Annotated in this window: 16 protein-coding genes; 5 read left to right on the top strand and 11 right to left on the bottom strand. The window is 68.2% G+C overall.

Annotated features, from left to right (window positions below):
- Positions 1–19 precede the first annotated feature (19 nt).
- From NFH66_RS05515 to NFH66_RS05465, 11 genes are all read right to left on the bottom strand, one after another.
- Complete coding sequence (locus NFH66_RS05515) at positions 20–769, bottom strand: SDR family oxidoreductase (RefSeq protein ID WP_349608980.1); 750 nt, start codon at positions 767–769, stop codon at positions 20–22.
- A 10-nt stretch (positions 770–779) separates the two neighbouring features.
- Positions 780–2,060, bottom strand: a complete 1,281-nt coding sequence (locus tag NFH66_RS05510) for a D-tagatose-bisphosphate aldolase, class II, non-catalytic subunit (protein ID WP_349608978.1) — start codon at positions 2,058–2,060, stop codon at positions 780–782.
- On the bottom strand, positions 2,057–3,010 hold the full coding sequence (locus NFH66_RS05505) for a sugar kinase (RefSeq protein ID WP_349608976.1): 954 nt from the start codon (positions 3,008–3,010) through the stop codon (positions 2,057–2,059). The genes NFH66_RS05510 and NFH66_RS05505 overlap by 4 nt, the downstream gene beginning before the upstream one ends.
- A 3-nt stretch (positions 3,011–3,013) precedes the next feature.
- The gene (locus tag NFH66_RS05500; protein ID WP_349608974.1) at positions 3,014–3,802 is read right to left on the bottom strand and encodes an L-iditol 2-dehydrogenase; all 789 of its coding nucleotides are present in this window, start codon (positions 3,800–3,802) and stop codon (positions 3,014–3,016) included.
- Between the two features lie 47 nt (positions 3,803–3,849).
- Positions 3,850–4,518 (bottom strand): HAD family hydrolase, encoded by a 669-nt coding sequence (locus NFH66_RS05495; protein ID WP_349608973.1) that lies wholly within the window; start codon positions 4,516–4,518, stop codon positions 3,850–3,852.
- A gap of 9 nt (positions 4,519–4,527) precedes the next feature.
- Positions 4,528–5,676 carry an ABC transporter ATP-binding protein gene (locus NFH66_RS05490; protein ID WP_349608972.1) on the bottom strand — a complete coding sequence of 383 codons (1,149 nt, stop codon included), beginning with the start codon at positions 5,674–5,676 and terminating at the stop codon, positions 4,528–4,530.
- A gap of 109 nt (positions 5,677–5,785) precedes the next feature.
- On the bottom strand, positions 5,786–6,682 hold the full coding sequence (locus NFH66_RS05485; RefSeq protein ID WP_349608971.1) for a carbohydrate ABC transporter permease: 897 nt from the start codon (positions 6,680–6,682) through the stop codon (positions 5,786–5,788).
- Positions 6,683–6,697: 15 nt separating this feature from the next.
- On the bottom strand, positions 6,698–7,588 hold the full coding sequence (locus NFH66_RS05480; protein WP_349608970.1) for a carbohydrate ABC transporter permease: 891 nt from the start codon (positions 7,586–7,588) through the stop codon (positions 6,698–6,700).
- Positions 7,589–7,651: 63 nt separating this feature from the next.
- Positions 7,652–8,971, bottom strand: a complete 1,320-nt coding sequence (locus NFH66_RS05475; RefSeq protein ID WP_349608968.1) for an ABC transporter substrate-binding protein — start codon at positions 8,969–8,971, stop codon at positions 7,652–7,654.
- Between the two features lie 150 nt (positions 8,972–9,121).
- Positions 9,122–10,078: a sugar-binding transcriptional regulator gene (locus tag NFH66_RS05470; protein ID WP_349608967.1), complete on the bottom strand. Its 957-nt coding sequence runs from the start codon at positions 10,076–10,078 to the stop codon at positions 9,122–9,124.
- A gap of 51 nt (positions 10,079–10,129) precedes the next feature.
- On the bottom strand, positions 10,130–10,687 hold the full coding sequence (locus NFH66_RS05465; protein WP_349608965.1) for an NUDIX hydrolase: 558 nt from the start codon (positions 10,685–10,687) through the stop codon (positions 10,130–10,132).
- 78 nt (positions 10,688–10,765) lie between these two features.
- Here NFH66_RS05465 and NFH66_RS05460 point away from each other — a divergent pair, with 78 nt between their 5' ends.
- The 5 genes from NFH66_RS05460 to NFH66_RS05440 all read left to right on the top strand — a co-directional run bounded on the left by NFH66_RS05460 (position 10,766) and on the right by NFH66_RS05440 (position 15,016).
- Complete coding sequence (locus tag NFH66_RS05460) at positions 10,766–11,401, top strand: CoA pyrophosphatase (protein WP_349608963.1); 636 nt, start codon at positions 10,766–10,768, stop codon at positions 11,399–11,401.
- A 19-nt stretch (positions 11,402–11,420) separates the two neighbouring features.
- Complete coding sequence (locus tag NFH66_RS05455; RefSeq protein WP_349608962.1) at positions 11,421–12,089, top strand: 2OG-Fe(II) oxygenase; 669 nt, start codon at positions 11,421–11,423, stop codon at positions 12,087–12,089.
- Positions 12,089–13,654, top strand: coding sequence for a PAS domain-containing sensor histidine kinase (locus NFH66_RS05450; RefSeq protein ID WP_349608960.1), 1,566 nt, complete (start codon positions 12,089–12,091; stop codon positions 13,652–13,654). Before NFH66_RS05455 ends, NFH66_RS05450 begins: the two co-directional genes overlap by 1 nt.
- Positions 13,651–14,298 (top strand): response regulator transcription factor, encoded by a 648-nt coding sequence (locus NFH66_RS05445; RefSeq protein ID WP_349608958.1) that lies wholly within the window; start codon positions 13,651–13,653, stop codon positions 14,296–14,298. The genes NFH66_RS05450 and NFH66_RS05445 overlap by 4 nt, the downstream gene beginning before the upstream one ends.
- A gap of 277 nt (positions 14,299–14,575) precedes the next feature.
- Entirely contained in the window at positions 14,576–15,016 is a 441-nt protein-coding gene (locus NFH66_RS05440) for a DUF411 domain-containing protein (RefSeq protein WP_349608956.1), read from the top strand.
- Positions 15,017–15,097: the final 81 nt, after the last annotated feature.

The raw sequence follows: 15,097 nt of genomic DNA, 5'->3' as shown, positions 1-15,097 counted from the left end.
GTGGGTCATCATTCTCGCTTCAGATCGCGGTGTAACCGCCGTCGACACGCAGGTCGGCGCCGTTGACCATCGCGGCTTCCCGGGAAGCCAGATAAAGGATGGCGGCGACGATCTCGTCCGGTTGCGCGAAGCGCCGAGTGGGGATCAGCGCCTTCATGCGCTCGCCCTTCTCGCCGGCCCAGCCGTAACGCCCCAGTTCGGTCTCCACCACGGTGGGCGAAACGGCGTTGACGGTAACGCCCCGCGGCCCCCATTCCAGGGCCAGGGTCCGCGTCAGCCCCAGGACCCCGGACTTGCTGCTGCAATAGGCCAAGTGTCTGTCGAGTCCCACGCTGGCCGCCTGGGAGGCCAGGTTGACGATGCGCCCCTCGCCTTGCCCCAGCATGCCCTTGCCTACCTCACGGCAGAACAAGAAAACCCCACGTAGATTGACCGCCTGGGTCTGGTCCCAGAGCTCGCAGGACATCGTTTCGGCCGCTTCCAGCGGGCCAATGCCGGCATTGTTGACCAGCACATCGACCCGACCGAAACGCTCGTGGACGGCCGCCACGCTCTCGATCACCGCGGCTTCGTCGGCCACGTCCTGGACCCGTACCAGGGCCTCGGTGGGCAGCGTCTCGGCCAGCTCGCGCACCGACTCGCTACGGTCCACGAGCACCAAGCGCGCCCCGCAGGCGGCAAGTCGTTCGGCCAGGGCCTTGCCGATGCCACTGGCGGCACCGGTGACCAGCGCCACCCGGCCGGAAAAATCGAACCTCAGGTCACCCATCATCGTCTCCTCAATGGCTCGGTCGGCAGGCCGCGGCATAGGCCGCCAGGGTCTCGTCGATGCGATGCCGGACCAGGGCACGTGGCTCGGGGGCGAGCTCACCGCGACGGATGGCGACATACTGGCCCGGCAGGTACTGGCTGATCAGAGTGGGCGGAATTGGTGCCGCCGACAGGGTCTGGAAGAGACTCTCCAAGGCCTCGGCGACCCTGGGGCGTGACCAGTAGTAGCGGCTGCGGTCGCTCAGGCTGTAGGCCCGGGCGAAGCGCTGCTCGTCCGCATCGTCCTCGTAATAGGCCTGCCAGTAGCGCGGCTCGGCCAGCATCTCCGCTTCCAGCACCTCGCGTAGCGATACCGGCCAATGCATGCCCGGCGCCTCCTCGGCGATACGGTCCAGGGCGAACAGCGCCTCGCGCATGGCGAAGGTCAGCGCCGGCCCGACCTTGAGGATGGCGAAGTGACCCGCCACCAGTTCCCGGTAGGCCCATGCCGTCTGGTAGTCGGTGGAGTGGGCCTCGAACACCAGGTCGGGCCAGGCATGGATGGCACGGCTCAGCTCGCGGGCCGATTCGGGCACGAAGTCCACTACCTCGGTATGGCCGAATTCCACCCCGGGCTGTACCACCACCGCTCGCACCCTGCCCCAGGCAGCGTCCAGGTCTTCCCGAGCGAACACCTCGCGATGCGTCTCCAGGGTCGCCCGCAGGTCAGCGGTATCGGTGACGGCAAGAGAGTCCAGGTGCTCCTGGGCGCCGCCGGGTACCGGCACCTCGGTGCCCACCACGTAGCGAAGCCGGTCGCGCCCGTCGCCGGCGGCCGCCTCGGCGGCCCGGGCCAGGCGGGCGGCACGCCGCGCCACCGTCGTGTCGTCCAGCACGCCTGGATCGTCGGCGCAGGCCATGCTGGCGTCCAGATGCAGCTTCTCGAAACCCGCCGCGGCGTAGGCCGCCACCATGGCCTCGGCGCGGGCCATGGCCTCCTCCGCCGGCAGTCCCTGCCAGGGCGAGGGGCCCAGATGGTCGCCCCCCAGGATCAGCTGCGAGGCGGACAGGCCCACCCGATCGGCGATGATCCCTACCGCATCCCGGAAATCCGCCGGGGTCATGCCGGTGTAGCCGCCCTCCTGGTTGACCTGGTTGCAGGTGGCCTCCACCAGCAGCGGCGAGCCATCGGACAGGGCGCGTTCACAGGCCGCCTCCAGCACCAGGGGGTGAGCCGAGCAGACGGAAGTGATGCCCTGTTGCTCGCCGCGACGGTTGGCGGCGACGATGGCGTCGAGGGGATGGATCATGTTGTCTCTCCCGCGGCGGCCAGCCGCCGTTCCAGGGTGGTCAGGTCGCTGCAGCCCTCCATGGGTCCCAGCACGGTCACGGCGTGGGCGCCGGCGGCATTGGCCAGGCGCAGCGCCTCCGGCAGCGGGCGCCCGGCCACCAGGGCGGCGACCAGGGCACCACCGAAGCAGTCGCCGGCACCGGTGGGATCCACCTCCTCCACGCTGAGTCCGGGCATCTCGATCACCTCCTCGCCGGTATAGGCCCGGCAGCCCGCCGCGGCGCGCTTGAGCACCACCAGCGACATGGGGTATTCGCTCAGCAGCCGCGCCACGGTGGCGTCGGCATCCTCCCCCGGCTCGGCCAACCACTCCAGGTCGGCATCGCTGGGCAGGAAGAGATCGCAGCGCGCCAGCACCGCGAGCAGCGCCTCGCGCACCCCGGGACTCGCCACCAGCTCCAGGCGCACATTGGGGTCGAAGCTGATCCTGCCGCCTCTCTCCTTCACCCGCTCCACCAGGCGCAGCAGGATCTCGATGGCTCCCTTTGAGGCCAGCGAGGAGCCCATCACATGGAAGTACCGGCAGGCCGAGAGGTGTTCCAGCTCCCCCTCGCTCAGGGTCTGCTGGCCGCTGGCGCTGTGGGCCAGGTTGAAGATGAAGTGTCGGCTGCCATCTTCCTGGTAGCTGACGAAGGCGGTGCCGGTGGGACGTTCGGGGTCACGCTGAACCGCCGTGACGTCGATGCCGTCGCCGCGCAGCCGCTCGACCACCAGGTCGCCGAAGCCGTCGCACCCCACCCGTCCGGCATAGGCGACCCGGGCCCCCATGCGTGCCGCCTGGGAGGCGAAGATCGCCGGCGCCCCACTGGGAAAGGGGCCCGAGAAACGCCCGGAAGCGTCGAAGCGCTGGCCACGGGCCTCGGCCATGAACTCGGCGAGTAGCTCGCCGCTGGTTGCGATATCGAACATGGTTCAGTTCATCCAGTTGCCGCCGTCGACGTTCAGCGTCTGGGCGACCACGTACTCGCTGTCGTCGCTGGCCAGGAAGACCGCCGGGCCGGCGTAGTCCTCCGGTCGCCCCATGCGTCCGTAGGGCACCGCCTCGCCCACCAGGCGCTTCTTCTCGCCGAGGGGCCGGCCCTCGTAGCGGGCGAAGAGGGCGTCCACCTCGCCCCACATGGGGGTGTCCACCACCCCGGGGGCGATGCCGTTGACGCGGATGCCGTGCTGGATCAGGTCCAGGGCGCAGGACTGGGTCAGGCTGATCACCGCCGCCTTGGTGGCGCAGTACATGCTCACCAGCGGCTCGCCGCGGCGCCCCGCCTGGGAGGCCATATTGATGATTCTCCCGCCCTGGCCGCGGTCCACCATGGCCTTGGCCACCGCCTGGAGGGTGAAGAACAGGCCCTTGACGTTGACGGCGAACTGCTTGTCGTAGCTCGCCTCGGTCACCTCCAGCACCGGGGCCATGTCGAAGACCGCGGCGTTGTTGACCAGGATGTCGATGCCGCCGAAACGCTCGGTGACGCTTTCCACCATGGCGTCGATGGCCTGGCGATCGCAGACGTCCAGGCGCACGCCCATCAGACGCGAGACGGCGTGACCCTCGCCTTCCAGCGTGGCCAGGGCCTCGTCGATGGCGCCCTGGTCGATATCGGCGACCACCACGTTGGCGCCCTCCTCCACATAGGCGCGAACGATGGCCAGGCCGATACCGCGGGCGCCACCGGTGACGACGGCGCTCTGATCTTGTAGTTTCATGTCTCGTTCCTCGCAGTTGTGGTAATGAATCGAGAGAATCGCCCGTCTCAGGAAGAACGCAGGGCCGCCTCCACCAGTGCCGGCAGCGCCTGCATGCGGTCGATGACCCGCCAGGCGCCGGCCGCCTGGAGGCGTTCGGCCTGGCCCGCCTGCACATGGCTGGCGCCGATGAAGCCGATCACCGTCATGCCGGCGGCGTGAGCGGCGGTGACCCCGGAGACGCTGTCCTCCACCACCAGGCAGTGCGCCGGCGAGATGCCCAGCGTCTCGGCGGCCAAGCGATAGAGGGCGGGATCCGGCTTGGGGCTAGCCACCTGCTCGGCGGTAAAGACCGGCGCTCCGTCGAGCCAGGCGTCGAGCCCGGTGGTGGCCAGCGACGCCAGCACGCGCCGGCGGCGGCTATTGGAGACCACCGCCTTGGGCAGGTCGATGGCGGCGATCGCCGCAGCCACCCCGGGCATCGCCTGGAGCTCCCGGGCCAGCCGCGCCTCGATGGTCTCGTCGACCCGCTCGGTGGCCGCCGGCGGCAGGCGATGCGCGCTCAGGCCCTCGAGGTGACGCAGGATATGGGCGGTGGTCATGCCCAGCGCCTGGCTGAGCACGGTGTCGGCATCCAGGTCCGGCAGCCACTCGCCGAGCAGCTCCACCAGGGTCGCCTCGGCGATCGCCTCGCTGTCCACCAGCACGCCGTCGCAGTCGAAGATCAGGGTCTCCATGGAGTCCCCTCAGGCGCCATTGGCGTCGGTGGAGGCGCGATTGTCCTGGCGGCGCAGACCGGCCAGCGGGTGCTGTTCCAGGCTGGGCAGGGCCAGCCCCTCGGCATCGAAGAGATGGGCACGGCCAGGCTCGAAGCCGAAGCGCACCTTGTCGTGCACGCGATGGGCGACATCGCCGTCGGCCATGATGGTTACCATGGCGTCATCCATCCGGACGTACAGCGAGGTCTGGCCCCCCAGACGCTCGAGGACCTGGATCTCGCCGGAGAGCGGCCCCTGGTCGTCGTCGAGCACCAGGTGCTCGGGGCGGATGCCCAGCTCCAGCGCCGTACCGGGACGCTGGCCCTGGCCCTCGACCGGCACCTTGGTGACACCGCCCCCGGGCAGGCGCACGCGGACCCCCTCGGCGTCGGCCTCCACCACCTCGACCGGCAGGAAGTTCATCTTCGGCGAGCCGATGAAACCGGCCACGAAACGGTTGCGGGGATGGTGGTAGAGCTCCATGGGCGAGCCAACCTGCTCCACCACGCCGCCCTGCAGCACCACGATCTTGTCGGCCATGGTCATGGCCTCGATCTGGTCGTGGGTGACATAGATCATGGTGGCGTCGAGCTCCTCATGGAGCCGCGCCAGCTCGATGCGCATCTGCACGCGGAGCGCCGCGTCGAGGTTGGAGAGCGGCTCATCGAACAGGAAGATGCTGGGGTTGCGCACGATGGCACGGCCGATCGCCACGCGCTGGCGCTGGCCACCGGACAGCGCCTTGGGCTTGCGGTCGAGCAGCGGCTCGAGTTGCAGGATCCGCGCCGCCTCGCCCACCTTCTCGCGACGTGCCTCCTTGCCGACGCCGGCCAGGCGCAGGCTGAAGCCCATGTTGTCCTCGACGGTCATGTGCGGATAGAGCGCATAGCTCTGGAACACCATGGCCAGGCCGCGATCGGCGGGGCCCACCTCGTTCATGCGCTGGCCGTCGATGAGGATGTCGCCGGAGGTGGCACTCTCCAGCCCGGCGATCATGCGCAGCAGGGTCGACTTGCCGCAGCCGGAGGGGCCGACGAAGACCACGAATTCGCGGTCGTTGACCTCCAGGTCGACGCCCTTGATGACATGGGTGTCGTTGAAGCTCTTGGTGACCCGATTAAGTTGTAGTGTTGCCATGTGGGGACTCCCGGATTACTTGACGGCGCCGAAGGTCAGGCCGCGGACCATCTGTTTTGTGGTTGGCGAGAGCGCCAGCCGAAGACCAGTGTTCGGCATCGTCGAAAGCCTATTTCACCGCGCCGAAGGTCAGGCCGCGGACCATCTGTTTCTGGGTCAACCAGCCGAACACCAGGATGGGCGCGATGGCCATGGTCGAGGCAGCGGAGAGCTTGGCCCAAAACAGGCCTTCGGGGCTGGAGAAGGAGGCGATGTAGGCGGTCAGCGGCGCCGCCTTGGAGGAAGTGAGGTTGAGGCTCCAGAAGGCCTCGTTCCAGCTGAGGATCACCGACAGCAGCCCGGTGGAGGCGATGCCCGGCAGGGTCAGCGGCAGCAGCAGGAACACCACCTCCTGCAGGGTACTGGCACCGTCCATGCGGCCCGCCTCGAGGATGTCCTTGGGCAGGTCCTTGAAGAAGGTGTAGAGCATCCACACCACGATCGGCAGGTTCATCAGCGTATAGACGATGACCAGGCCGGTGCGGGTATCGAGCAGCCCGACGTCGCGGAACAGCAGATAGATCGGCACCAGCACGCCCACCGGCGGCAGCATCTTGGTGGAGAGCATCCACAGCAGGGTGCCCTTGGTGCGCTTGGTGGGCAGGAAGGCCATGGAGTAGGCCGAGGGGATGGCGATCAGCAGCGCCGCAAGCGTCGAGCCGAAGGCCACCACCACGCTGTTCAGGGCGAACTTCAAGTAGTCGGCACGTCCCTGGACGGCCGCATAGCTCTCCAGCGTCGGCGAGAAGATCAGGCTGGGGTCGGCAATGGCCGCCGCCTCGGTCTTGAAGCCGGTCAGCACCATCCAGAAGATCGGGAAGAAGATCAGGCAGGCGATCGCCCAGCCCAACAGCGTCAGGCCCAGCCGGCGAGTCCGCGCCGAACCCCGCGGCGAGGTGCGGGGTACCGGGGTGGCCGAAGCCTGGCCACCGGTGGTGGCGAGGGTCTTGGTCTTGGCAGTGGTCATGAGAGGCCTCCGGCGTCAGCTTTCCAGGTTCTTGGCCACCATGCGGACCAGGAAGATGGCGACGATGTTGGCGAGAATGATGGCGATCACCCCGCCGGCAGAAGCCATGCCCACGTCGAAGTCGAGCAGGGCCTGGATGTAGATCAGGTAGGCCAGGTTGGTGGTAGCCAGCCCCGGCCCGCCGGAGGTGGTGACGAAGATCTCGGCGAAGATGGTCAGCAGGAAGATCATCTCGATCATAATCACCACGCTGATCGCCCGCTTGAGGTGCGGCAGGGTGATGAAGAAGAAGATCGCCACCGGCCCGGCACCGTCCATGCGCGCCGCTTCCACCTGATCCTCGTCCAGCGACTGGATGGCGGTGAGCAGGATCAACAGGGCGAAGGGCAGCCACTGCCAGGCCACGATGATGATGATCGAGGTCAACGGCAGCGACGAGAACCAGTCCACGGCGGGCAGGCCGAAGGATTCGGCCACCCAGGAGAGCACGCCGTTGGAGGGGTGCATCATCATGTTCTTCCATACCAGGGCGCTCACCGTGGGCATCACGAAGAACGGCGAGATGGCCAGCACCCGCGCCACGCCGCGCCCGGGGAACTCCTGCTGGAAGAGCACCGCCAGCAGGGTGCCGCCGACCACGGTGATCACCAGCACCGCGCCGACCAGCAGCAGCGTATTGCCCATCGCCGTCCACAGCGCGGGGTCGGTAAACAGGTAGCGGTAGTTCTCCAGACCGGCGAAACCGGTCATCTCCGGCATCAGCAAGTTGTAGCGCTGCAGCGAGAACCATACGGTCATCGCCAGCGGCACGATCATCCATAGCAACAGCAGGGTAACGGCGGGCGCCTGCAACGACAGGGTACGCAGGCCCCCGACGGTGCGCCCGGCGGCTCGTGTCTTGGTCATGATCTGGCCCATTGGGATGGGGGGAATTCAGCCGGCCGGGGTGGCCCCGGCCGGCGCGAGGGATCAGTCCAGATAGCCGGCGCGCTGCATGGTGCGCTCGGTGGCACGCTGGGCGCTCTGCAGCGCCTGTTCCACCGTGACGTCACCGGTCAACGCCGAGGCGATGGTCTGGCCGACCTGGGTGCCGATCGACTGGAACTCCGGAATGCCGACGTTCTGCACGCCGACGTAGGGATTGGGCTCGAGCGTCGAATCGGTGGGATCGGCACCGCGCATTGCCTCGAGCACGAAGTCGGCGAAGGGAGCCGCCTGCTGGTAGTTCTCGTTGGCGTAGGTGGACTCGCGGGTGCCCGGCGGCACGCTGGTCCAGCCCTCGGTCTCGCCGACCAGCTCGATATACTCCCTGGAGGTCGCCCACTGGATGAAGGTCTTGGCGGCTTCCTGCTTCTCGGAGGAGGCCGGGATGGCCAGTGCCCAGGACCACAGCCAGTGGGAGCCCTTGGGTGTCTCGGCGACCGGGGCCGGGGCAAAGCCCAGCCGATCGGCGACCTCGGACTCATTGGGATTGTAGATGCGGCCCGCCGCCGAGGTGGCGTCGACCCACATGGCGCACTTGCCACTGGAGAACAGGGCCTGGTTCTCGTTGAAGCCGTTGGAGCTGGCACCCGGCGGGCCATAGTTACCCAGCAGGTCGACGTAGAACGAGATCGCCTCCTGCCAGGCGGGGGAATCGATCTCGGGGTTCCAGTCCATGTCGAACCAGCGACCACCGAAGGTGTTCACCAGGGTCGACACGAAGGCCATGTTCTCGCCCCAGCCCGGCTTGCCCCGCAGGCAGATGCCGGCGACCTCATTGTCGGGGTCGTGGAGTTGGCCGGCCCAATCGTAGACCTGCTCCCAACTGGGCTGGTCGGGCATCTCGATGCCCGCCTCGTCGAACAGGTCGGTGCGGTAGAACATCATCGAGCTCTCGCCATAGAACGGCAGCGCATGCAGGGTGCCGCCGTGTGATAAGCCATCGCGAACCGTCTGCAACAGGTCGTCGACGTCATACGCCTCCGGCAGGTCGTCGAGGGGCGTCAGCCAGCCGCGTTCGGCCCAGATGGGTACCTCGTAGGTGCCGATGGTCATGACGTCGAACTGGCCGCCCTGGGTGGCAATATCGGTGGTCATGCGCTGGCGCAGCACGTTCTCCTCCAACACCACCCAGTCGAGCTCGATATCGGGATGCGCCGCCTCGAACTCCTCGGTGAGGCTCTGCATGATCACCATGTCGTTGTTGTTGACCGTGGCGACGGTGATCTCGGTCTGTGCCTGGGCCTGGGAGGCGGCGGCGACGGCCGCCGTCAGGGTGGCCAGCGGCAGGGCTCGGGTGAGCTTCATGATGGGCTCCTCTCGGGACTCGTGTTGTTGTGTGTCGCGTCATCTTGATCAATTTGATCATCGATCAATCAAATGATTGGACACGGACCCAAAAAAAGCAAAGCCTGGAGCCCTAGACTTTGGTCGGAGAGAGTCGGGTGGACGGGCGGCTCAGTTCCCCGCCCGCTCGGTGATATAGCGCGCCGCCACCTCATCGGTGACCAGCCCCTTGAGCCAACCGCCGTGCAGGGCGGCGAGGATGGCCGGCGCCTTGTCGAGCCCCCCGGCCAGGGCCACCAGCGACTGGCCGGCCAGCATCTCCAGCGGCAGGCTGGTGATGCGGCGGCTGGTCGAGCAGTCGATCAACTCGCCTCGGGCGTTCATCGGCCACCCGAGGAGTTCGCCCACCGCCTCCAGGTCGAGGAGTTCCTCGAGTTCCTCCTCGGTGATGAAGTGATCCTGGAAGAGGGTCGCCTGGCGGTCGATCTTGCCGATACCGATGAAACCCGCCTCGGCCCGGCGGGCGACCTCGGTGATGGCCCGGAAGAGGTACTGCTGCTGCATCGCCTCCTTCTCCTCCACGGAGCCGGCCACCACCGGCGCCGGCAACAAGAAGCGCTCGCCGCCGGTCTTGTCGGCCAGCACCATGACGCCGTCGTAGCGGTTGGCCGAGCCGTCGCGGGCGACGTTGCCCACCAGCGAGACGAAGCGGTGCTGGGGGCGCTCCATCCGGCTGAGCGACTCCACGGTGGCGCGCACCGAACGGCCGGTACCCAGCGCCAGGGTCAGCGGCTCGCTGCGCTCCACCAGGCGGGCGATGCGCTCGGCGCCGGCCACCGCCAGGTAGTTCGCGGCGCCATCGGAGGCACCCGGCTCGGCGGGCACCACGTCGCAGAAGTCCAGGGCGAAGCGCTCGCGAATGGCGCCGGCCAGGGCCATGCAGGAGGCAATGGGGTGGTCGATGTGCACCTTGATCAGCCCCTCCTGGCGGGCCAGGGCCAGCAGGCGCTGTACCCCGGGGCGCGACACGCCCAGTTGCTGGGCGATCTCGTCCTGGGTCATGCCCCCCACGAAGGACATCCAGGCCGCACGCGCCGCCTGATCCAGCTTTACCTCGAACTTGTCCACGGTGCGTCCTTGTCCTCGCTGCTCCGCGGGGTCGGCGCCAGGCCGAGCCCGTCAGGCTGAACCAAAATAGCGCTCGCGATCCTCGGCGGTGATGTCGCTGATATGCAGCGGAAAGTCGCCTTCCAGGCGGTCGCGGTAGAAGTACCGCAAGGTGCGCTCGATGGTCGGGAAGGCGAGTTCGTCCCAGGGAATCTCATGCTCCTCGAAGAGCGCCACCTCAAGGCTCTCTGGCCCGGCGTCGAAGCCGCCGACCAGGTCGGCCCGGAACATCATGTAGACCTGGTTGATATGCGGCAGGTTGATCAGGGTGTAGAGGCCATGGACTGAGACCTCGGCGCAGGCCTCCTCGAGGGTCTCCCGGGCGGCCGCCTCGACGGTGGTCTCGGCGTTCTCCATATAGCCCGCCGGCAGGGTCCAGTAGCCCTTGCGCGGGGCGATGGCGCGGCGACACAGCAGAACCCGGCTGCCACTCACCGGCAGGGTGCCGGCGACGATGCGCGGGTTCTGGTAGTGGATGGTGCCGCAGGCGTCGCAGAGGTAGCGGGGACGGTCGTCGCCCTGGGGAATCGCGAAGCGCACGGTATGGCCGCAGTGGCTGCAGAAGTTCATGGGGCTCCCTGGCAGGCTGGCGGGCTTGACGCCGCGGAAGGGGGCCGGGTAGAAGGAAGCAAACCCGACGGACACCCCATGTTAGAGAAACTTCGCGAACGCCTGCAAGCGCACCGTCCCCGCCGCCTGGGGCTGCGCCTGCCCGAGGCGGCGGTGCTGATGCCCCTCGTCGACCGCCCCGAGCCGACCCTGCTGTTTACCCGCCGTGCCGCCCACCTCAATACCCACAGCGGCCAGGTGGCCTTTCCCGGTGGCAAGCGCGAAGCCCACGATCCCGACCTGCTGAGCACCGCCCTGCGCGAATCCGAGGAGGAGATCGCCCTGCCCCCCCAGCGCGTGGAGCTGCTCGGCCGGCTCTCGGAGGTGGTCTCGCTGCACGGCCTGAGAGTCACTCCCTTCGTGGGGCTTATTCCGCCCGACCTGCCACTGGTCGCCGACCCCACCGAACTGGACATCATCTTCGAGGTGCCGCTGGCGCTGTTCCTGGAGGATCGCCGCCACCATACCGACGTCATCCCGGTGGACGGCCGCCCCTGGTATGTGCCCAACTACCACGTCGACGGCCAGGTGATCTGGGGGCTCTCGGCGATGATGCTGGTGGAACTGCTGGCCGAGGGCTTCGGCCAGCCGATCGACCTGCATCGCGAACCTCCGGGGCCGCTGTGCTATTTTCCCGATCGCCTGCTGCGCATCCAGCAGCACGCCACCACCTGAGCCGCGGATCCGACGCCGAATGCAGATTGCCACGCCGAATGCCCCTCCCGTGCTGTCCCCCGCGACCCTGCCCCACCTGATCGACGCTCTGGTGGAACAGGGCTGGTACCTGGGCGAAGGGGTACTCGATGCCGGAGTCTGCGCCGCCCTGCATGCCGAGCTATGCGAGCGCGCCGAGCGCGATGCCCTGGCCGCGGCCGGTATCGGCCGCGGCAACGAGCACGCCCTGCGCCGCGACATCCGCGGTGACGCCATCCACTGGCTCGACCGCGAGAGTCAGGCCCAGCGGCGCTACCTGGCCGCCATGGGCGAGCTGCAGCATTCGCTCAACCAGGCGCTGTTCCTGGGGCTCTTCGAGTACGAGGCGCACTTCGCCCACTATCCGCCCGGGGCCTTCTATCGCAAGCACCTCGACAGCTTCCGTGGCCGCGCCAACCGGGTGATCTCCACGGTGGGCTACCTCAACCCCGACTGGCCCGAGGACGGCGGCGGCGAGATGCTGATATTCGCTGCCGACGACCCCGAGCGCGAGGTGGCTCGAGTCCGGCCGGCGGCCGGCAACTTCGCCTGCTTCCTCTCCGAGACGGTACCCCATGAGGTGCTCCCCACCCGCCTGCCCCGCGCCAGCATCGCCGGCTGGTTCCGGCGCAATGCCTCGCTGGGCGGCCTGGTCGACCCGGCGCGCTGATGACCAGGCAAGGCGACAGCACCACCCGCCTGGCCGACCTGGAGGCGCGTTGTGCCGAGCTGGAGGAGCACAACCGCGCCCTCGCGGCGCAGCGCGACCACTACCAGTGGCTGGCCGAGAGCAGCACCGACCTGATCTCGCGCCATGCCCGGGATGGCACCTTCCTGTACGCCTCCCGTGCCGCCCGCGACCTGCTCGGCTATGAGCCGGAGGAACTGATCGGGGTCTCCGCCTACGACCTCTTCCACCCCGCCGACCTGGCCGACCTGCTCAACAAGTCGCCGCGGGTCTACTACCACGATGGCTTCTACCAGCAGACCTACCGCTTCCGCGCCCGGGACGGCCACTACGTCTGGTTCGAGACCACCAGCCGCACCCGGCGCGACCCGCAGAGCGGCGAGCTGCTCGATATCCTCTGCGTCTCCCGGGACGTGGGCCGTCGCATCCACGCCGAGGCCAACCGCGAACGCCTGGCGCGGGTGGTGGAGTCGACCACCGAGTTCGTGCTGTTCATGGATGACGATGAGCGGCTCTTCTACGCCAACCAGGCCGCACGCCATCTCCTGCAGCTGCCGCGCACGGGCGGTACCGTGCACCTGTCCGATGCCTATGTCGAGGGCTCGCTGACCGACCTGCGCGATATCGTGTTGCCCGCCGTGGCCCGCTACGGCTCCTGGAGCGGGGAGCTGGAGATGCGCGGCCCCGAGGGGCCGGTGCCGGTACTCAGCGTGGTCATGGCGCACTCGGGCCCCGGCTCCGAGCCTGGCCATGTGTCGTTGCTCAATCGCGATATCCGCCTGCGCCAGGCCGCCGAGGAGCAGGCGCGCCAGCATCAGGCGCAGATCGCCCATGCCAATCGGCTGGCGACCACCGGCGAGCTGGCCTCCAATATCGCCCACGAGCTCAACCAGCCACTGGGCACCATCGCCAACTACGCCAGCGGCGCCCTGCTCAAGCTCGATGCAGGCCAGCCCGCCGAGGCATTGCGCCTGCCTCTCGAGCGGATCCAGGCACAGGTAGAGCGTCTCGCGGAGCGCCTGCGCCATATCCGCAGTTTCGTGCGCAAGGGACAGGTCCGGTCGCGCCCCGTGACGCTGGCCGAGGTGGTGGACGCCGCCTGCCGGCTCTGTGAATGGCAGTACCAGCAGGCCCGGGTCGACCTCGAACTGGTCCTCGCGGACCCGTTGCCGCGGGTGATCGCCGATCCGGTGGCGCTGGAACAGGTGCTTGTCAACCTGCTGCTCAACGCCCTGGAGGCGAGTCGCGAACAGCCCCACGCCGGGCGGGTCGAGATCAGGGCCCGGCGCAGTGGGCGTCGCGAGGTGACCCTGACGGTCAACGACCAGGGCCCCGGGGTACCGGTCGACCAGGCAGAGAGCATCTTTGAACCCTTCCATTCGGGCCGTGCCGAGGGCCTGGGCATGGGCCTGGCCATCAGCCGCTCGCTGATGGAGGCCATGGGCGGCAACCTGCGCCTGTTCTCGCCGGATGGTTCCGGCGGCGCCACCTTTGCCGCTACACTGCTCGCCGAGCCCTCCCACGCCGACGCCATGACGCGCCCATGACCGACACAGCTCCACCCTGCATCGCTATCGTCGACGACGATGAGGCCCTGCGTGACTCCCTGGCCTGGCTGCTGGATTCCGTGGGCATCGCCAGCTGCCCCTTCGCCGATGGCGAGGCCTTCCTGGCCGCCGATCCTGCAGGATTCGACACGGTGCTGCTGGACGTGCGCATGCCCGGTCTCTCGGGCCTCCAGGTGCAGCAGCGCCTCGCCGAGCGGGAGAACACCCCGCCGGTCATCTTCATGACCGGCCACGGCGACGTGCCCATGGCCGTCGCCGCCCTCAAGGCCGGGGCCCGCGACTTCCTCGAGAAGCCTTTCAACCACCAGCAGCTGATCGATACCGTGCAGCAGGCACTGCTGGCCCACCAGCAGGCGCGCCAGGCCCTCGCCCGCCTGGAGGCACTGCGTGAACGCTATGCGGCGCTGCGCCCCAAGGAGCGCCAGATCCTGGTCCACGTGGCCCGGGGCCTGACCAGCCGCGAGGTAGCCGACCATCTCGGGATCAGCCCCAAGACGGTGGAAGTCTACCGGCTGCGCGCCATGAAGGCGCTGGGTGCCGCCAACCTGGCCGTGCTGGTGCGTCTGTGCGTGGCGCTGGGCCTGGTGGAAGCGCTGCCGCAACATCCCGCCGACAGCGACTGATCCATCCGTGATTCGTGACAGGCAGCCCTTGACCATGGGGTAACCCATAGGTTGTAAGCTCATGGTGAATGCCAGTCTCGTCATCCCCACTAGCCTCATGATGACGCGCCTTGCCCCCGGCTGCTTGCCATCAGGCGCCGGTCGGTCGCCGCAGCGTCACTTGCGCTGGATCATATACGACCGGAAGACGCACGGTGCACAATGGGGCATCCATAAGGCCGGCCGTCGCATGACCGGCAAGCCCCGGACGCCTTTCGCCACTCAGGAGAACCCTCATATGAAACGAACCCCTTCCTCCCTGCTGGTCTCCGCGGCGCTTCTGCTGGGCGCCGGCACCGTCCATGCCGCCCTGCCCGCCGAGGCGACCCTCTACAAGAACCCGCAGTGCGGCTGCTGCGACGAGTACGCCCGCCATCTCGAGGAGCATGGCGTTGAGGTGACCATCGTCGATGATGTCGAGCTGGGCAAGGTCAAGCAGGACGCCGGCCTGCCCTATGGCCTGGGCTCCTGCCACACCATCGAGATGGGCGAGTATGTCATCGAGGGGCATGTGCCCATGGAGGCGCTGGAGAGGCTCTTCGAGGAGCGCCCTGACACCGATGGCATCGGCCTTGCCGGCATGCCCATCGGCACCCCCGGCATGCCGGGACCCAAGCAGGAGGCATGGAACGTCTACCAGTTCCGTGACGGCGAGGCCCAGCCCTTCATGACGCTGTAGGGCGTACCCACCACTGATCACGACGCCGCCCCGGCACTGGCCGGAGGCGGCGTCGCTGTAACGGGCACATACCCATGTCGA

Origin of the sequence: Halomonas sp. H10-9-1, from assembly GCF_040147005.1 — a bacterium.
Lineage (GTDB): Bacteria > Pseudomonadota > Gammaproteobacteria > Pseudomonadales > Halomonadaceae > Halomonas.
This window is presented reverse-complemented; position numbering and strand designations above follow the sequence as displayed.